The sequence below is a fragment of the Cellvibrio sp. UBA7671 genome (assembly GCA_002483145.1).
Lineage (GTDB): Bacteria > Pseudomonadota > Gammaproteobacteria > Pseudomonadales > Cellvibrionaceae > Cellvibrio > Cellvibrio fibrivorans.
In genome coordinates, this window is record DLHJ01000003.1 from 457,834 (window position 1) to 475,966 (window position 18,133).

The following is an 18,133-nucleotide window of genomic DNA, read 5'->3' on the forward strand; positions in this document are numbered from 1 at the left end:
ACTTTATATGACCAAAATACACCTAACCATTAATAAGTTATGATTAAGTATAGGAATAAACTCGAAGATACATGCATAAATATATTCGAAAATATACGGCCAACTAAATACAAAACTCTGACTCCCGCTTTGGGCTCAATTGAGTCAATCTGGCTCCATTGAAATTTGAATCAGATTAATTACATCGCATAACAGCAAAGCTAAAAAGGGAACCATCAGGTCGGAATCTGCTTCAACTCATTATATAATTCATACAACCTATGAGCCGACATATCCAAAATTGGCTCGTACATAAAAGAGTTTAAATGTATATTTTCCGGCGTCATGAGATTGACCTGATCAAGCAAACTAATCGTCATTATTTCACTAGGGAACATTTCAACGAATTTATCAAATAACGCCCTAGTTTGATTAGAGTCAATGCCATCTACGAACGCTTGATCGCTGATTTTTGCAATCATGAACCCTTCAGCCTTCAATCTGATCGCCATTGCAACAATAACTTTACACTCAAGATCTGGAGATTCATGAGCAGCAAGAGATAAATCATCGCACTTCTGAAAAACTTTATTAATTACACTTAGTGTTAAATCTGGAAGAGTTAAATTTGCCTTATCTGCAAAGATGCCACGATAAATTGCCTGCAAATCCCCAACCGTAATATTTACACTATCTGACTTCAAATGCAGAAGTGAGGTCAGCTTTTCATAATATTCTTTATGTCCACAATACTCAGCAAGATTGCGGGCAAATGGGATACTAGCAAGCATATACAAGTCATTTTGATGCATCTCACGTTTCCATGCGTTAAACACGTCGTTCTGATACTTTTCGGGATTGAGTTGAATGCTGGACAACGTTTTTGACGCCAGTAACCGCTTTGCTCGGGATGTCGAGTTTTTACTACCAATAATTCTACTACCGATAATCCTGTGAAAATCAAAGTTATGAGTAAGCAAAAGAATATAAAAGTGTTTTATTTTCGCGATATCACGCAGATACTCGACAATTGCATACTTATTTTTATAATCAAATGAGTCCGCTATATCATCGATTACAATCAGGATGGGGAATCCGGCATTCCTTCTAACTTCGATTTCGAAAAGTATATTCAAAATATATAATGCGCGCTTTTCTCCTTGACTTAAAGTGGAAATTAATGCGTCATGATTAACTAGCTGCGATTCACCCCGTCCATCATTGAAGCTAAATTGAATAGTAGGTGCTGCATCGTTAAGAATTACTTCATCTTGATTATCAATATGCAATTCAAATGGAACCGTAAATCGCTCATTGAATGTATCAGTTACGTTTTTCCAAATTGTCTCTTGCTGCCTTGCCTGATCGATAATATCTTTGACTTTTTGTTGATTTAACAGATAGGTTGTAACCAAATCCTCCCATGCAGAACGATGCGATTGAAGATAACCTATTACAACTTTTTGCTTGAATATCTGGACGCTCTTATATTCTGGCAAAAGTTCCTGATGCTCGGCTATAAGATCGCGAAAGGCTTGAGTTTCCTTCGTTGTTAGCTTTTTGTCTACCTTACTGAATTTTTCTTTTAGCTCTGGGTTTTTGAAAACCTTATCCTGTTCTTCCTGCAAAATTTCATCTAATCGGTCTTTTGATACCACTTCTTCTTTTATACCATGTACTAATATGTTGACGCTATGTGATGCAGTAAAGAAGCCAGTTTCTGCTAGGCTTTTCGAAACCACACCAGCTTTTTGATGATTGAATATCTTTGAAAGAACAGTCGATTCAGTAATAAGCTTCTCATATGTATCAACATACTCAGCAAGCTCCACCCCAAAGCTATCTGTTGAAGCAAGCTCTAAGACTTTTGGATTAAACAGGTCGCCATATTTAAATTCATTAAGTCCACTAAAATTCTGATCCTCCTTATGAAGTAGCTCAGTTAAAAGCTCAAGTAAATCTTTTATAGGTCGATTGAATGCATCACAGATTAACTCCGGAACAGACTTTGCTTGCTTACCTGATGACTTCGCAAGCTCCTTAATTAGCAACGCCCTCTTATCATCAACTTCTTTTAATACCTCGTCGTAATTGCGCTTCAGAGATTCATTAACCAGCAGAGTCGAAAGTTGTTTAGAGCTGTAGCTTTCATCGTAGGAGTCAATAACCAGTACTTGACCCTGTATCATTGGTTTACCATCCACTTTGATATCTCTTTTTGTTTGTCGATCAACAAAAATAGCATCAGTGGTCTTTGTATTTGATTCAATATCCTTGAATGTTTTAGCCAATGATGTTTTCAGAGTACCATTCGGCGCATATAAGGAACAAAACCCACCAATATCATCCGACTTCGTCAAATCGAATTCTTTTGTCAGTTGATTTATGCCGTAACAATTCTCTAGATCTAATTCAATCTTCATGGAAACTTCCTGTTTAATTATTTTTTAGCTACAAGTCAGTACTGAGTTAACCGTTCGCCTTGAACTTATCGGACCATTACCAGCCTCTTTCTATTTTGATTTTTTCCGCCAATCCCAGGGCGGGATAATCTGATCTGCACTCATTGACCACAATCCAGCTTTTTGTGTTTTAGCGTGATCCTGGAGGAGAAAGTACTCTTGGTCTGCAACATATTTGGTGTATGCCCATGCATCACCATTCTTAACCATTAGCTTATTAACATTTTCCTCCAGCAGGTAAATGGTACCCAATGTTCTGCCATACCTGTCTTTGCCAGTGGTGCTGACTGTTACGTTTTTGGTGGCTATGAGCAACGAGAGGGCTTGTTTCGATTTGTTGCCCCAAGGTTGATTTGTTTCGGGCGCATCTATTTCGGAGAGGCGTACATTGATGGTTTCAGAGCCGTTCACAAGGAGAGAGACCGTATCACCATCACTTACTTTGACGACTTTTCCTGCAATTTGGTCTGCAGCGGATACTGCTTGGATAGCGAGAAGAAGCGAGAGGAGGGAAACCTTTAATATATTCATAAGCATCCATGTTTGAGCTTTATTACATTTAAGAGAGGGAGATTACTTGCTGTTATTTGTATGTCAATTACTCGATATTACGCAACAGATACCCATTCGTCACCCTTTTGGTCTGAAAAATTCAGCTGAGATATTGCACCCTACCGAAGAACAAACTATCTTTATGGGGCTATATGCCCAGTGACATCTTCACTGACCCTTAATTTAGCTGCACACAGGTCCGCAATGCAGCAAGACGAAAGTCTGTCCTAATCCTTACCACCCATCGGGGAGTCTAATCCTCCCCGCCCGGGCTGGCCTTAGCTCCTTCGATTTATTTATTTAAATCCTGGAGCACCCCATGAAATCCACATTCAATCTTTCTGAATTTCGCACTGTTGAAGCAGAGTTTGGAGAAACAATCTCCATTGTGTCTGTTGATTCGCGCGTACCTGAGAATCCGTTTAAAGCCACAAGCCTAAAGCTTGAGGAATATAACGAGCGTGTTGAATTCTTGAGAGAGCATGACCACATCTTTGGAATGAACATGGCCAAAGAAAAATTTTGCAAGTAAGTTTGAGCTTTCCCTGATTTCGCTTTCGGCGATTAGGGAATCCTCCTAAAGGCCTTTCAGGAGGGCTTTTTGGGGGATTCCCTAATCAACCAAGCCTGGAGCTTAATCATGGTAAACGCAAATAAGCAAACTTTCGATGTGAACAGTCGTCATGTAATGTGTGTAAATTTCAATGGTGCTAGCGGTTTGTGCGATGTGGTTGTAAGCGAGAAGAAAAGCGACCGCACCTTCATCAAATCAATGGTGCTTGATCAGTACAATCAGTTAGTAGACTGGCTTCGTGAAAACGATCATGGGTTTGCAATGAATTCTATTCGCTCATACTTTTGATTGTTTGAGGTAAATATGCTGACAAATAAAAAAGCCCCTTTTCTAATGATTAGGGGCTTTTTATTGAGCATTGCAAATTATGAGTTTACTTCCCACTGTGCAATTTGCTCTGGTGTCACTACACCCGTTTCGAGGGCAGATTTTTTTAATGACTCTCGAACATCATGGGTTGATAACCCTTCATCCAGGCGTAGTTTTTTTAAAAGCGCTGCACGAAACAGGGGGTCGTTGTTAAATGCCTCGCGCTCCTTTGCACACTGATAGCTGAAACCGCTTGGATCTCCGAATAGCGTTTCGTAATAACTGATTATTCCTTGGCGGGTACCAGGATACTTGCGGTGAAATTCCCCAATGATCTGACCAACTAACTCGGTGTTAGCAAGCTGGGACTCCTCCAGTATTCCATCTTCCAGGTAACGACGCAGTGCCTGTTGGCGATATTTAGGAGAGTTGTAAAATTTAACTCGCAAGCGCTTGTGACGAGTATCCAAAGCGTTTTCATCACCATAGAACCATTCAAAACAATTGAGTGGGTCTTTACTTGGCTTATCGTTTTTTGAAAGGGCTTCCAGTTTACTGAGAAATTCCATAGGCTCCAGTTCAGCGCCCGCGTTTAGTTCGATCACCTTCTCACGTTGCTTTTCCGCAAGCCGCGCCTTGCGTTCTATCTCCGACTCTTGAAAAATATCGAACTCAGGTGCATCAAGTGCGAGCGCCCTTCCCGTGTAAGCCATAAACATGCTTTCAGCTAGCCCGCCTGACAAGCCACGCTCTTCATAGATTACTCTACTGACAACAACGCGCTCGTTATGATTAAGAGGCCTATAGGTCATCACAGTTACCTACTTCAGTTTGAGTTTGTGCAAGCACAATACATTGACATATTTTCAAAGGTATTAGCCATCCCTGTATATTTTTAATTCCCTAGCCTCGGCACTCAATTCAAAAATACCCACCCTAAATTTTCATTACAAAAATCAACGTAAAGGTAATGCTGTGTATAAACGTAAAGCTTTGGCCACCTGCCTAATCAGTGCATCTCTTACCATCAATCGCGTAGTTTCATTCTGATCTTCGGGCACCCCGTTAGATTGAACTATACCCATCCATTTTCCATCCACAATTCTGCCCTGCCATTCAGCACCCATAGAAACAGGTGGGGCAAAATATTTATTCTCGTGCTCATCCAACTCTCTAAAAAACCTAGCTGATAGCTTTGGAAGCTGAAATAACACGTTCTTATTTGCAAGCCCAGCAAGCAACTCAGTATCTACAATTTCGACCTCAACCTGAAACACCCCCCATTCAAAATCCTTGGGCTGGGTTAGCGTACAGCGAATCGATTTAATAGTACTGCCGAGATCAGCTCCAACCATGCGAATAGCATCCTCCAACTCCGAAGGAACAATAAACCATGTTGGCCAACCAGTAGACTGTGGTGCACCGCTGCCGCCACTAAGATCATCCCCATTCCAGCGCATGGCAACGCATGGGGCACCATCCCAAATACCTTCAACAACACTAAAGCCATCTTGACCTGTATCACACAAAGTCACCTTATGACGCCACCTATCTTTAGGGGAAACAACCTCTTCTGGACGCTTATAGCCCATATCAAACCTCACTGAATATACTGATAACGATTGTGATTGACTGCTTAGCTATACATAGTTAAGTGTAGCTATAGATAACTATATACTGCATTGATGAAAATGCAATGTCCTTACAAAAATTCGACTACCTCTAGAGAGCATGGATGAGAGGTTTAATAGAGACCGGTACTCGCACTGGTTAAAAACAATGCAGAAAAATCTATTTTTGACCAACCTCTACTGGTGTATGGATAACCAGCGTAGTAGTCTCGGTAGCTCTAATGGGAACCATGAGGATGGACGTTTTATGGCAGGTACAAATGCAGATGATATGAGGTTTGAGGCATCAACTAGTTATTCGCGCGTCAACTATAAGCACTAACGGTTGGACGCAGTTAAGGCAAGCAGGGAATCCAAATGGCTAGTTTCCCGGTTCATTCATTGGTTCGTAATCAGGATAAGCCAACGTAATTGCATCACGCATCTCATCTGTGTAATTTTCTTCAATTTGATCCAAGTATCCATGAAAACCATCCCAATCCAACACTGAAAAAATTTGTGTTCTGTAAGGTGCTAACACTCTCGCCTGGGGAAAGTCGCACCACTGCTTCATCACTTTATCAACAAAAATAGCGTCACAGTACGGCCCAAAAATTGAGATGCAATTTGAGTCATAAAAAAGGCCAGATAGCTTTTTCCGCGCAGTATTTTGGTTTGTGTATGCACCTTCTTTAACACGCCTTCGTAACATCGCAAAAATACCGCAAGATATCCTTAAATGCGGAATCATCTTGAAATGTGGAGAGACAAAAAAATCTGCAATTCTTGCCAGTCGCTCATCCATCTGCATTGTATCTTCGTCATAATGCATTAATGATTCGACATACATTACGTCAATCGGTGCGTCCATATAAGCCATTAAGTTACCTCGCGCTAATTTACTCCACATTTCCAGATATTGGTCGATGAGAGATCGACCATATCCCTCTGCTTCTATTTCCATGTCCTCTTCATACGAGGTGGTAAGTTGGGCCCAGTCTGGAAAAAGGGTTACTAAAGTAGCAATTGCATCTGTTTTTCCTTGCCGCATTGCTTCTATATTTCCTAAAATTGGACGCATATCAAGCCAAAAATAATCGTCCCACGAGTGAATTTCACCCGCAAACACCTCGGATTCGTCAACCAATTGAATGACGTCACCATTTGTTCTAAAAGCCGCAAAAGCACGCTGTAATTGAAGCCGTTTAATTTCAAAGTCATCACTGAATTTATGGCCACGAGCTGTTTGTTTAATAAACTTAAAAAGGTTTTCCTGTTGCTCATGCCGCCATAAATGTGTTTCTTTGGTATGAACAGAAGAGTATGGGCAAACGATGAGCTGCCTTGCTGCCATATCTTCAATTCGATGTGCAGCATCAACAAAAGGTTTTTCTTGAGCTCGAAAAGCATGAGATAAAAAGAATTGATCGAGGTAGATAATTTTTTTTCTTACCTCTGGGAGAGAATAACGTGTCCACTGGCGGCAATGGTTGCAACCCCTCCTTAAAATATTTCTATCTATGTTCACATTACCGTATTTTCCAGCAACGCCACATCTTGGGCATGGTTCATCAAGATCGTGAGCTATCAACATTTTTTTACGCTACCTATATTTTAGTTATCGAAACAATTTTTCCAGTCGTACTACCACTCACAAGATCGTCGTATGCAAAAGGTTGCGTGTAGTTCTCTACCATGGCTAAATCATAAATCGCTTGTTGTCTTTGTTTATCAATACCTGTCCACCAATCCAATCGAAAATAGGTATTCTCGGAGTGAGCGAAAATGGATTTGGTGAGCCATTGAATAATGAATTGATAATCCCTGGAGAAAAGGGCTTTAAGGTAAGCGATGATGATGTGATGGCTGTCTAAGTAAGAAATAACATAAGCTGCATTTCCACTCATGGTTACCGTTGAAATGAAAAAATGCTCAAACAGTTTATGTGGATCGCCTAGATTTTGAATCTTTTTGCCAAGCAGATCATGGAATGGTGCCACTGTTCCACAAACAGCAATATCGAGAGGCTTGTCTAGCTGGATGACATAGCTGGTAAATCTTTTGTATTGAAAGTGGGTTCTTATTTTTTCAAATTCAATTTTTATTCGATGGATATCATCAAATCCTTTATGGATATCAATTTCAAGAAGAGCCAAATTTTCCTGAATCATCAGTTGTTCATATAGCTGGCGGCCCTTGTCAAGATTCTCCTTCATCCACAATACTGCATCTTTTGCTGCACTCTTTTGATAATACTCGTGGCATATCGCTCGATAAGAGCTAGCCCAGCAATTTTCTACCGTGACGGTAAATTCACTAACCTCAAAACCCTTAAATAAATCAACGTCATGAAAATCGCAGAATCCATAAAAAATTGAAGCCTGATGCTTTATTCCATTTTGAATGCTAATGATTTTATCAAAACCAAATCTATTCCTATAAAAGGTACCTACATGATTGTCATTGGTCATGCTTGCCAGGACACGCCCCCGTTGAATTGTATGGGCGCCTTTTATTATGCCATTGCAATTATTGGAATCGAATGTTGCACAGCAAAATTTCGGATCATCCATTATTTTGGATATCTCAGAACGCATTTGACTCTCTGAAATGATCCGTTCGCTTTCTCTTCCTGCATGACAGTCAATAAATCGCTTGTTGCTGCCACACCAACAATTATCCTGGCGTTTGGTTTTTGCAATATGAAAAAGATCAGCCACAAATTGATTTTTTGACTCTTGATCAAAGACGGAATATTGCTTGCTCATTGACTGCGAGAGTTCGTCCATTATTTTTCCTTTTGTAAACTTTGATATTTCCATACTGCCAATTGGTTTTCATCAGCAACCGGTTCTCGGGCTTATGTTGCTCCGCGTGCTATCAGGTTTCAGTCAATCGCTGACAAAAACGTCGCGCTTCAGGACACACAATATCGAGATGCTCTTTCTCTTCACTGCTTGTCGTGAACCAAATGAATCGGTACTCGCCCTGATGAGCAAATTTTAATTGTTTGATGAAAAATGCCGCGCTCGATTTTTCGGCCACATATTTGTCGTATTCCTTCGCCCATTCCTCAGGTGAAGCAAATTGATCCGGGGAAACTATAGATTTTTCATCATAATCATTAATTAAGAGGCTGTCCCTGTAAGAACAAAGTCCCTCCACGCCACCAATGAACCCTGGAATATACCTAGAAATTGCATCTGCAAAGGCTAGTGTGTTTATTATTCTAAAACCATCAGCGGTTTTGAAACTGGCTTCCATGTTCTTGTTTTCAACTGTTCCACCACACAGAACATATGCTTCCTGCCCATTGGTCGCCAAAATCGTGTGATTTCCGTTTGGGGTCGCAATTTTCATATTCGCCCTACCTTCGGCCACATCTCCTTGTTGTTCATCCGGGTTATTTCTAAATTTTTTGAATGAGGATAAACGAAGTTTTCCCTCATTGAAGAAGTCATCGACAAATTGCGACTCCATGTAGCGGGTTATCACAGGAAGCCTGAGATCCCATCTTCTTGAAAAAACTGTCGATATCAATTTTCAATTCTCTTTAATTGCCACATACCAAAATAATACCAATTTTCACGTCAGTCGTGGGTTTGCCCTCATCCGTACGACTTCTCTAGCTTTTAAGTCGATTTACATGTCTAACATCAGATAAGTCACGCTGAAAGCCTTGCGGCTAGCGGGCGCTGTGCGAGTTATGTAACATTTGGCGGAAATGCTCTGGAACCCCTTATTAAACAGCCTTCCGTGATACGTAAATAAAAAAGGCCACATAAAGTGGCCATCAACAAAATCAAACTTTTTAACTAAATAGCCTGTTCGAAAACTACTATTCCACGGCAACAGTCTCGGAATCAGGTAATTCAGTTTGAGCATAATAGGCATCGACCTTTTCGGCCACTGCTGTCATAAGCTCAACATGAAACTCCAATTCAATTTTAGCGCGCCGCGTAGCAAGGGTTTCCTTATCGGTTATTCCTGCTTCAAACAGTTTTTGCTTATCAGCATCAATCCTGGGAGCAAGCTGCTCCTTAGGGCTGAGTGATTTGATCTCAGATCCATTCTGACGAAGGCTAGCTCCGTGGTCGGCGTAAGCACGTGTAGCACCTTCGCGCTGGCCATAGGTTGCAAACATGTTGAGTTCAGTGTGGGCACCAAATTCAGCGTTTACCAACTTGCGGACCAACATTTGCGCCGCCTGTTGAGAGAGATTAACGGAGACAAAATAGCGCTCGTCACCGTCTTTCAATCCAACATTGAGATAGGGAGTTGGTCTGCCATCAACATCACGCTCAATTATCCGGGCACTGCTTAAAACACCCGAGAGAGTTACTGGTGTGATGCCTTTTTGACGCAGATATTCAAGCGCCTTTGCAGATGCCGAATCACCTTTGTTGCCTTTAAAACCCTTCTTCGCCTCGTCTTCACCAACAAGTGCTTTTGCCTCGCTGACGAATGTTTCTGACTCCGGGTTTGAAATGTATAACATTCCCAAAAACGCACTGTAGCGCAGATTAAAAATGGAATGGTTAGTGCCAGTAGATTGAATAGCCATGATGTTTTCTCCAGGGATAGAATGAAAAAACCCGAGGAGATAAACACTTCCCGACGGGAGTATTTTTCCCGACGGGTAATTGAGGGTGAAGCCAATGCTTCGATTGTGAAAGTAAACGCTGTCTTACGACATGATCCCATTGCGGCGCTTTTGGGGATCTTCTTAAAGGCTCAACGAGAGTCGTTGATGCTTTACACCCGAAGTCTAGCCGTAGTTGGTTTTAAGATCAATATTCAGACAGCACTCAATTTAAGCATTAATGAAGCTCCATCACAAAAACACAAACGTGTAACACTGACTGGACACTCTCCGCAAAAAGCGAACTTCAGCATCAGCTATTCATTGGCTGAATTTTCATGTTCCTTTTCCTCCCCCAATGTTTTGGCGTTGGTAACATACCCACGCGCCATGCTTGCAAACACGTCATCACGGCGCACCCAAGCGTGGAACAACGCAGCCGCCAAATGCATCAGAACCGTGGCAAATAGCAGTAGCGCCAGCCAGGTATGAGCGCTGCGAAATACGGCATAAACGGTGGCGTTGTGGGGCGCGATGGCTGGCAGTGCAAAACCATTGAACATCGTCACTGGATAACCGCCCACCGACAGCATGCACCAACCAATCAACGGCATGGCAAACATCAGCGCGTACAGCAACCAGTGTGAGGCCTTGGCCGCGAACACCTGCACGGCGGGCAGATCGGCGGGCAAAGGTGGCGGTCGATGACGCAGACGATTGATCAACCGCACAATTACCAACAGCAAAATAGCGATGCCGAGCGGTTGATGCAGACTGATTAGCGCGGGACGCAAACTGAGCGACGAGACCATGCCGATGCCAACAAACAACATCGCCAAAATCATTAGCGCCATGCTCCAGTGCAGAACGCGCGCTGTAAAGTTGAAATGGCGCGGATCAGGACAAGACTCTACGTGGTTTAGCGGTGCATGATTCTCGGGGACGTTTGCGGTGTCATTCATGGAGAAGTCTCCTGTGAAGAGGCCTGACCGATGGCAGTGTCAGCTTTGCCGGTAGCAATATCGTACTGGCGACGATTAAATGAGACCGAATAGACAGCGGAGCGTGCCGCCAGCAATGGATCTTCCGAGCCGTCTACGCCCTTTGGCAGTATTAGCGGATCGTAATTAATATCGCGGCACGCGCCGCTAGTTTGTGGCGATGAACTCTCGATCACCACACTGCCCACGGTCACTTTCCGGCGATCTTCCGGCCAGATTTTCGATGGATCTGTAATCGAATCACCCGGTGCAGCTATTGTCACCACCATGTCCCAGCGCAAGGGTCCATGCGCGAGTCGCGCCATAAGATCTTCTGTAAGAAAGTTATCGTCGGCTGCCTCTCGCTCTTCAGGCGACATAGCCACGAAGGCTGTCTGCGGCTGCATTGACCAGCGCACATGGTGCTGCTCACCGGCAGGGTTGCTGAAGCGAAAGGTGTTGACGCTGTTGTATGCAGTATTCGCCCAACTGGTTGACCAAGGCGTGTTCTTGGCCCACTCCGCGAATCGCGCGAACTCCGGATGTGCTGCTGCAAACGCGGCCACTTTAGCGGGGTCGGGTTTGCCTGTGGCGGGATCGGGCGCATTGGCCGCTGTTTGCTCATAGAACGCCTCAACCGACGATACTGCAAAAAACGGAAAGCTATTCATCGCCATACGCCATTGCTGGCCATCATCGCTGTTAAGTTGGAGCGCCATGCTGCGCACGCGCGCCTTGTTGTCCAACCCGTAGGGCGAGCCGCCGCCAATCGACATACGTCCGATAAACGGCGTGCGTACCGTCGAAAACAAACGCGCGCTGGAGAGCTCAACGCCCTGGCCATTACCCTCAAAATAACCTGCCACGCACACGCCTTTAGCATGCGCGCGACGGAAGCCGCGATGGACTTGCCCGTTGCTGGTCTCAATCGCATTGGTGAAGCGCGCCGGGGTAAGCCTGTCTGGCGTAAGCCACCCAGCCACCCACGCAAAAGCGAGCACGATCGCGGCAACGATGAACCCAATAGCAAGTAGCGGGAGCCAAGTCAGGCGCCGCGATAATAGATCAGGGGTAGATGTAGTGTTTTGCATGGAAGGCGTTTCTCATCTATGGCTTGATTGCATTATTAATCAGCTCACTTATCAACGGATGTTGTATTTGTCGCTTTACCCTTACTGCATAAGAGTTTTCATACACGTTGGGTAAGATTAAATAATTCATTCGCTTACCTTAAGTATGTCCTAAGTTTTTACGGCTAAGATTGCACAATGAACTTAAGAGTATCCTACCCTTAACTTACGCCCTCAATTACTGCTCAGGGATCGAAAAAAAAATATGTCTTTATCCTCTTATGTTTGAAACAGCACCCTATACCATTTTTAGCATTTTACTACTCATAGTAATCGCTACCGTGTATTTACGTAGCTTAATTCTTAGTTACGCTGAAAAACATTTCCCGGATATTTTTATTGAATTCAAGTTGTATGAGGAACACGAAGACGATACATCGACCTTGTCGTTGTATCGTTACATCATGTCAAGATCATTTGAAAAGACTAACGACCCAATTTTTATAGCAATGTGTAATCGTTATATGCGGTGGGGGCAGTCATTTGTCGTTTCTTTCGTCATTGTAATAATAGATATCGATTTTATTTACAAAATATTTTTGTCTTTTCATCGCTAATGGTGGGCTAAGTGTCGTTTATTAGAATGAGCATACATTCGATGTGAGCTAATCTCACGGAGCTTCATATGACTCGTTTACAAACCATTCAATCTTCCCCAAATTCACCCAATAAAGTCGCAGAAGTTACCTTGGTATTCTGGGCCATCAAAATGATGTCCACCACCATGGGTGAGACGGGCGCTGATTTTTTAATTTTTAAATTGCACTGGGGTCTTATTATCACTTCATGTGTCATGGTACTACCATTGCTCGTGGTATTGCTTGCTCAAATTCAGATTAGAACCTATCAACATTGGTTGTATTGGTTGGCAGTAGTACTGGTAAGTATCGTGGGAACGTTAATTACCGATATGTTGACGGATTATTGCCATGTTCCTCTCGCCTTATCTTCCAGTCTTTTTAGCGTGCTACTGATAACAGTGTTTATTATGTGGTATCGACAGGAAGGTACTTTATCCATTCGTAGCGTTAATACCCGGAAGCGTGAATTATTTTATTGGCTAACTATATTAATCACTTTTGCGTTGGGTACAGCACTGGGTGATTGGATCTCGGAAGGTTTGAATTGGGGTTATTTGGTCGCCACGTCAATTTTTACTTTATTGATATTACTTGTCGCAATTGCCCATTATAGATTTAAGGTAAATACCATTACATGTTTCTGGATCGCCTATGTATTAACACGACCATTAGGCGCTTCTATTGGAGACCTTCTTTCTCATTCAGCCAAGAATGGCGGATTGGGATTTGGCACTACTAATACAAGCCTTGTTTTTCTGATAATTATTATAGCCCTGGTAATGTATCTAACAATTGTAGATAAAACTGCATCCAAGAATAAGACGGTATCTATGGGAGCAGACGCATGAATAAGCTTCCCGAAATTACAATTTTTTTCTGGGCAATGAAAATCTGCGCAACCACCCTAGGAGAGACCGCTGGTGATCTCTTTTCAATGACAATGAATTTAGGTTACGCAGTCAGCTCTTTACTTCTATTGTGCATTTTCCTCATCAGCTTGGTTGCGCAATTGAGAATCAGATATCACCAACCGTGGCTTTATTGGTCAGTTATTTTATTAACCAGCACCGCAGGAACTACGGTATCGGATTTTATGGATAGAACACTGGGTTTAGGTTATGGGGTGGGCGCGTTGCTACTGGCGAGTTTACTTGCTGGACTATTGGTATTCTGGAAAATTACCCAACACAACATTTCAGTATCCAATGTCAGCGGCACCAAGCCTGAGATCCTCTATTGGTTGGTGATATTGGTGTCGAATACTTTAGGTACAGCACTGGGTGATTATTTATCAGATTCATCTGGATTAGGTTTTTTCGGTGGTGCCATGTTAATTAGTAGCGTTATTACCATAACCGCTATTGCCTATTGGTACACCACAGTTTCTAGAGTCGCTCTTTTCTGGATTGCATTTGTATTGACAAGGCCGTTAGGCGCAACGATTGGTGACCTAATGACTAAACCCATCGAACATGGCGGTTTAAATTGGGGGACGCAAGGCTCCAGTTTTGCGCTATTTATTATATTGGTTTCGATCATACTATATACCAGTAGAACGGCTAAGCCATTAGCGACTCACAATTAGCAACCACAATAGAAATGCAAAGATGAATTACGGAGATTGTAGATGCGGATTCTATTAATCGAAGATGATCAGATGATCGGTGAATCAGTAGCGGAAAGTCTGAAAGATTCCGGTTATGCGGTTGATTGGGTGAAGGATGGTGATTCAGGTCTGTCAGCAATTGGCTGCCAGCACTATGATCTCCTGCTTCTGGACTTAGGCTTGCCTCGCAAAGATGGTATTGATGTTTTAAGATCGGTACGTCAACAAAAAAAGTCACTTCCAGTTATTATTTTGACCGCACGAGATGCTGTAGAGGATCGCATTGCTGGGCTGGATACCGGCGCAGACGATTATTTAGTAAAACCATTTGCGTTAGGTGAATTGAGTGCACGCATACGTGCTGTTTTACGCCGCCAATCAAGTAGTTCGGGCCCTCATCTCACTAATGGTGTTATCTCTTTAGATCCCGTTACGCGCGAAGCATGCTTGGTAGGCGCAACGCCGCTTCGGTTGTCTGCTCGTGAGTTTGCGTTACTCCAAGCCTTGTTGGTGCGCCCTGGAGCTATTCTTTCTCGCGGCGAATTGGAGGAGAAAATATATGCATGGGGTGACGAAGTAGAAAGTAATGCCATTGAATTTTTTATTCACTCATTACGAAAGAAATTTGGCAGTGATATCATTAAGAATGTTCGGGGGTTGGGGTGGATGGTCGCAAAGGTAAGTTGACAAACTCATTACAATTCCGTTTATCGATAGGAACAGCTATTGCAATTTTGGGAGTTGCATTATTCGCAGGTTCTTTTTCCTATTGGTGGGCATTTGAGGAAGCCATTGAGCTACAAGATGAGCAGCTCATTCGTTTGGCTGCATTGGTCAATTACCAGCGTATTGTCCAGCCTAGTCAAGATAGTCCAATATCCAGCGCTGACCCGGAGTCTCACTTTGTGGTGCAATGGTTAGACCCCGCGTCAGAGCAAACCAACGTTGAGTTGCCAGGAATACCTGTTGATCTACCCAATGGATTACAGACACTGTATGTAAATGGTGTAAGTTGGCGTCTGTTAGTCAAAGAAATGAGCAATGGTTCGCGTGTACTCGTCGCTCAACAAACAGAAGTGCGAGATGAGATTGCACGTAGTAGCGCCTTGAATACTCTAGTGCCTCTCATCATTTTGATACCATTAATACTGTTATGGGTTGCTTATTTAATCCGTCAGGTCTTTTCACCATTAAAGAAAATGGCGGAGCAACTCAATCAGAGTACTGACAGTGATTTGATGCCCTTGCCGGAAAATAATTTAGCCACAGAAATTGCCCCCTTTATTGCTTCCATTAATCATCTACTTGCGCGTGTGCGCGAGTCCATTACGCACCAACGACAATTTGTACGCGATGCGGCGCATGAGCTAAGGTCGCCGCTAACTGCCATTTCATTGCAAGCTGAGCGCCTGGTAGAAGTCGGACTGGAGCCAGGCTTGCACACACGCTTGGTGAAATTACATCAAGCAACTGAGCGCACTCGCATACTTATCGAACAACTTTTAACGATGGCAAGAGCTCAAGACGAACAGAGTCTAGCCAGCATAGCCATTCCCGTAAAAACATTACTTCGTGAAATTCTTGAAGATTTATTGCCATTGGCAGAAGTTAAAAAAATTGAAGTAGCGGTTATTGGTGAAGATATTCAGGTCCATAGTCAGCCAATCGATTTACAAATTCTAATTAAAAATCTGATTGAGAACGCAATTCGCTACACTCCGCAGGGTGGGCATGTTGAGATCTTGTTGAGTGATAAGAATAGCGTCGCAGAATTGATAGTCAGAGATTCAGGCCCAGGTATTGCGGATGAAGACCAAGCACGGGTATTCGATCCCTTCTACCGAGTCCTGGGTAATGACCAACCAGGATCAGGACTAGGGCTGTCAATCGTGCGGACAATCGCAAATCGATTGGGTTTGATCGTAGAGCTTTTCAATAATGACCTTTCGAGCCAGTCAGGACTATCAGCACGTCTGGTGTTTCCAAAAAGAACAACAATGTAAAAACAAATATTGGTACGGAAAAAATATTCTCTTGAAATTTAATGTACTAATTAAAATGAATGTTTAACTTTTACTAACCACTGTAGCTGAGATGTGTCCGGCCCCGCGTCGAGCGGCGTAGCAATATCAATATGAAGCACATTATGACCGCCTTCATCTCGACTACCGTTGCGTGTGCCGGAAATACGCAACCCCATACCGAAATCGCGTAACGTTCCCGTTTCGGATTGCGGGATTAAACTATCACCCCAAGCGCGCCCTTGATCATAAAAAATGGCGTACCCCATATGAAACAGCGAAAACCATTCCTTTTCACCATAAAAGCGCTGCTCCATCGTTAACAAATAACGCTTGTCGCCCGTTTGGTAATAGGCCGGGTATCCACGCAGACCATTATCGCCACCCAAGCTCAGCGCCTTATCCCCGAAAAGACGCAATCCGCGCGCACCCTCAAGTGAAAGATAAAATTGACCTGATTCGAAATTTTGCCAATGATAATTAATGTTTCCTTCAAGTATCCCATTGTAAATTTTTCCTCCGTTATAAAGTCCCTCATAACGAAACTCGGCGAGCAGTAGGCTTGCTTCGCTTACAACAAAGCCCTGAGTGATATTGTGAGAAAACTGATAACTATTGTCATATTCTTTATAAGAGGAATTGGCAAATCCCAAGCGCACTCTGGATTGAAACCCGAGGTTAATATCTTCAATACGGTTGATTTGTTGGATATTGCTCGCCTCAATGTAGCCATCATGGATATACGCATATTCAATCCAACTAGTATTAAAATCGCGATTATGTGGGAGCAGATTGTCACTGAGGTCAGTGTCCAGTGGAAAAAATATATCTTCCTCTTGTGTGTAGCCAATATTCCAGCGATGAATATTGCGCTTATCACTCAGTGACATTTTTGCACCATAGAAAAACTCCTGTTTTTCAGAGCTATGGCCAAACGTCTGTACTATTTCTCCTGCATTATAAAGACTGTCCTCCTGATCGAACTGCTCGTACGTAATGCCACCCGCATTGACTGTGCTCAAAGCAAAGTAAGGGCGAACCCACTCGTAATACTGATGCTTACCATCACTATTATCTGCATAGCTTAGATTCAATGCCGTTTGATGCCAACCCGTATTAGGATCACGGTAATTAAATAATTCTCCGCTCCGTTCTGCTGAGCTAGTGTGAAGTATATTAATGGTTTTTCCATAACCCAAAAAATTGGAATCATGCAAACCGAAACCGGATGTACTTTCACCCCCCGCATGAGAGTAGCTTAATGAGGGAACGAGCGTCCATACCTCGAACACATCCACATCGACCTGTCCATTATCTTCATCGTGTGTTGTTATACTTGCGTTATTAAAATAGTGGCGGGTTCGCAAAATTCGTTCGCTTTCAGCAAGAAGATCTTTATCAAGATAATCGCCATTTTCCACCAAGAGATCCTTGGCAACTACTGATTCGTGCGTATCTATATGAAGTCGGTTGGCCAATCGAAACAAGTAGTTATTTTCTTCCGGTTTAGACTCATCGAAAATTGGATGAATTTTAATGTTGATATTTATCGGTGTTATATTTTTCTGTGTGGTCTCGAGTGCTTCCGCGCAGGGGGCTTCTACACAAGGAACGTCTAATTCGCTTGCATCAACCAGTGCAACTTGAAAATCCAAAAAAACGGACGCTATTGATACCAAACATATTTTTGGATTGATTTTCACGGTAGGACCTCACAGCATCGCTAATTCAATATTTTTCACAATAA

Annotated in this window: 17 protein-coding genes; 6 read left to right on the forward strand and 11 right to left on the reverse strand. The window is 42.9% G+C overall.

Annotated features, from left to right (window positions below):
- Window positions 1-215 precede the first annotated feature (215 nt).
- Together B4E62_RS04570 and B4E62_RS04575 are read right to left on the reverse strand one after the other, a co-directional pair.
- Entirely contained in the window at window positions 216-2,402 is a 2,187-nt protein-coding gene (locus B4E62_RS04570; RefSeq protein WP_331351233.1) for a hypothetical protein, read from the reverse strand.
- 90 nt (window positions 2,403-2,492) lie between these two features.
- Window positions 2,493-2,972, reverse strand: coding sequence for a thermonuclease family protein (locus B4E62_RS04575; RefSeq protein WP_331351234.1), 480 nt, complete (start codon window positions 2,970-2,972; stop codon window positions 2,493-2,495).
- A 340-nt stretch (window positions 2,973-3,312) separates the two neighbouring features.
- Here B4E62_RS04575 and B4E62_RS04580 point away from each other — a divergent pair, with 340 nt between their 5' ends.
- Both B4E62_RS04580 and B4E62_RS04585 read left to right on the forward strand, forming a co-directional pair.
- Window positions 3,313-3,525, forward strand: coding sequence for a hypothetical protein (locus tag B4E62_RS04580; RefSeq protein ID WP_331351235.1), 213 nt, complete (start codon window positions 3,313-3,315; stop codon window positions 3,523-3,525).
- A gap of 108 nt (window positions 3,526-3,633) precedes the next feature.
- Complete coding sequence (locus B4E62_RS04585) at window positions 3,634-3,855, forward strand: hypothetical protein (protein ID WP_331351236.1); 222 nt, start codon at window positions 3,634-3,636, stop codon at window positions 3,853-3,855.
- Between the two features lie 77 nt (window positions 3,856-3,932).
- On the opposite strand, the gene B4E62_RS04590 is transcribed toward B4E62_RS04585, so the two are convergent.
- The 8 genes from B4E62_RS04590 to B4E62_RS04625 all read right to left on the reverse strand — a co-directional run bounded on the left by B4E62_RS04590 (window position 3,933) and on the right by B4E62_RS04625 (window position 12,139).
- Complete coding sequence (locus B4E62_RS04590; protein WP_331351237.1) at window positions 3,933-4,688, reverse strand: hypothetical protein; 756 nt, start codon at window positions 4,686-4,688, stop codon at window positions 3,933-3,935.
- A gap of 144 nt (window positions 4,689-4,832) precedes the next feature.
- Window positions 4,833-5,468 carry a hypothetical protein gene (locus B4E62_RS04595; protein WP_331351238.1) on the reverse strand — a complete coding sequence of 212 codons (636 nt, stop codon included), beginning with the start codon at window positions 5,466-5,468 and terminating at the stop codon, window positions 4,833-4,835.
- Between the two features lie 400 nt (window positions 5,469-5,868).
- On the reverse strand, window positions 5,869-7,080 hold the full coding sequence (locus tag B4E62_RS04600; RefSeq protein ID WP_331351239.1) for a hypothetical protein: 1,212 nt from the start codon (window positions 7,078-7,080) through the stop codon (window positions 5,869-5,871).
- Between the two features lie 13 nt (window positions 7,081-7,093).
- The gene (locus B4E62_RS04605) at window positions 7,094-8,275 is read right to left on the reverse strand and encodes a metal-binding protein (protein WP_331351240.1); all 1,182 of its coding nucleotides are present in this window, start codon (window positions 8,273-8,275) and stop codon (window positions 7,094-7,096) included.
- A 91-nt stretch (window positions 8,276-8,366) separates the two neighbouring features.
- A complete protein-coding gene (locus B4E62_RS04610; protein ID WP_331351241.1) occupies window positions 8,367-8,981 on the reverse strand; it encodes a hypothetical protein in 615 nt (204 codons plus the stop codon).
- Between the two features lie 343 nt (window positions 8,982-9,324).
- A complete protein-coding gene (locus B4E62_RS04615) occupies window positions 9,325-10,050 on the reverse strand; it encodes a hypothetical protein (RefSeq protein WP_331351242.1) in 726 nt (241 codons plus the stop codon).
- 335 nt (window positions 10,051-10,385) lie between these two features.
- Entirely contained in the window at window positions 10,386-11,030 is a 645-nt protein-coding gene (locus B4E62_RS04620; protein WP_331351243.1) for a cytochrome b, read from the reverse strand.
- Window positions 11,027-12,139 carry a catalase family peroxidase gene (locus tag B4E62_RS04625; protein ID WP_331351244.1) on the reverse strand — a complete coding sequence of 371 codons (1,113 nt, stop codon included), beginning with the start codon at window positions 12,137-12,139 and terminating at the stop codon, window positions 11,027-11,029. The genes B4E62_RS04620 and B4E62_RS04625 overlap by 4 nt, the downstream gene beginning before the upstream one ends.
- A gap of 664 nt (window positions 12,140-12,803) precedes the next feature.
- Here B4E62_RS04625 and B4E62_RS04630 point away from each other — a divergent pair.
- From B4E62_RS04630 to B4E62_RS04645, 4 genes are read left to right on the forward strand one after another with little or no spacing between them, the layout of a single operon-like run.
- Window positions 12,804-13,607: a hypothetical protein gene (locus tag B4E62_RS04630; RefSeq protein WP_331351245.1), complete on the forward strand. Its 804-nt coding sequence runs from the start codon at window positions 12,804-12,806 to the stop codon at window positions 13,605-13,607.
- Window positions 13,604-14,344 (forward strand): hypothetical protein, encoded by a 741-nt coding sequence (locus tag B4E62_RS04635; RefSeq protein WP_331351246.1) that lies wholly within the window; start codon window positions 13,604-13,606, stop codon window positions 14,342-14,344. Before B4E62_RS04630 ends, B4E62_RS04635 begins: the two co-directional genes overlap by 4 nt.
- 42 nt (window positions 14,345-14,386) lie before the next feature.
- Window positions 14,387-15,052, forward strand: a complete 666-nt coding sequence (locus tag B4E62_RS04640; RefSeq protein WP_331351247.1) for a response regulator — start codon at window positions 14,387-14,389, stop codon at window positions 15,050-15,052.
- Window positions 15,028-16,368 carry an ATP-binding protein gene (locus B4E62_RS04645; RefSeq protein WP_331351248.1) on the forward strand — a complete coding sequence of 447 codons (1,341 nt, stop codon included), beginning with the start codon at window positions 15,028-15,030 and terminating at the stop codon, window positions 16,366-16,368. The genes B4E62_RS04640 and B4E62_RS04645 overlap by 25 nt, the downstream gene beginning before the upstream one ends.
- A gap of 50 nt (window positions 16,369-16,418) precedes the next feature.
- Here the strand turns inward: B4E62_RS04645 and B4E62_RS04650 are convergent, their stop codons facing one another.
- Window positions 16,419-18,089, reverse strand: coding sequence for a hypothetical protein (locus B4E62_RS04650; RefSeq protein WP_331351249.1), 1,671 nt, complete (start codon window positions 18,087-18,089; stop codon window positions 16,419-16,421).
- Window positions 18,090-18,133: the final 44 nt, after the last annotated feature.

What these genes read in the sequence shown, in the direction of transcription:
- B4E62_RS04575 (WP_331351234.1), bottom strand. Translation starts at nt 2,972, where the DNA reads ATGAATATATTAAAGGTTTCCCTCCTCTCGCTTCTTCTCGCTATCCAA.
- B4E62_RS04620 (WP_331351243.1), bottom strand. Translation starts at nt 11,030, where the DNA reads ATGAATGACACCGCAAACGTCCCCGAGAATCATGCACCGCTAAACCAC.
- B4E62_RS04595 (WP_331351238.1), bottom strand. Translation starts at nt 5,468, where the DNA reads ATGGGCTATAAGCGTCCAGAAGAGGTTGTTTCCCCTAAAGATAGGTGG.
- B4E62_RS04580 (WP_331351235.1), top strand. Translation starts at nt 3,313, where the DNA reads ATGAAATCCACATTCAATCTTTCTGAATTTCGCACTGTTGAAGCAGAG.
- B4E62_RS04570 (WP_331351233.1), bottom strand. Translation starts at nt 2,402, where the DNA reads ATGAAGATTGAATTAGATCTAGAGAATTGTTACGGCATAAATCAACTG.
- B4E62_RS04605 (WP_331351240.1), bottom strand. Translation starts at nt 8,275, where the DNA reads ATGGACGAACTCTCGCAGTCAATGAGCAAGCAATATTCCGTCTTTGAT.
- B4E62_RS04630 (WP_331351245.1), top strand. Translation starts at nt 12,804, where the DNA reads ATGACTCGTTTACAAACCATTCAATCTTCCCCAAATTCACCCAATAAA.
- B4E62_RS04615 (WP_331351242.1), bottom strand. Translation starts at nt 10,050, where the DNA reads ATGGCTATTCAATCTACTGGCACTAACCATTCCATTTTTAATCTGCGC.
- B4E62_RS04640 (WP_331351247.1), top strand. Translation starts at nt 14,387, where the DNA reads ATGCGGATTCTATTAATCGAAGATGATCAGATGATCGGTGAATCAGTA.
- B4E62_RS04635 (WP_331351246.1), top strand. Translation starts at nt 13,604, where the DNA reads ATGAATAAGCTTCCCGAAATTACAATTTTTTTCTGGGCAATGAAAATC.
- B4E62_RS04585 (WP_331351236.1), top strand. Translation starts at nt 3,634, where the DNA reads ATGGTAAACGCAAATAAGCAAACTTTCGATGTGAACAGTCGTCATGTA.
- B4E62_RS04590 (WP_331351237.1), bottom strand. Translation starts at nt 4,688, where the DNA reads ATGACCTATAGGCCTCTTAATCATAACGAGCGCGTTGTTGTCAGTAGA.
- B4E62_RS04600 (WP_331351239.1), bottom strand. Translation starts at nt 7,080, where the DNA reads ATGTTGATAGCTCACGATCTTGATGAACCATGCCCAAGATGTGGCGTT.
- B4E62_RS04625 (WP_331351244.1), bottom strand. Translation starts at nt 12,139, where the DNA reads ATGCAAAACACTACATCTACCCCTGATCTATTATCGCGGCGCCTGACT.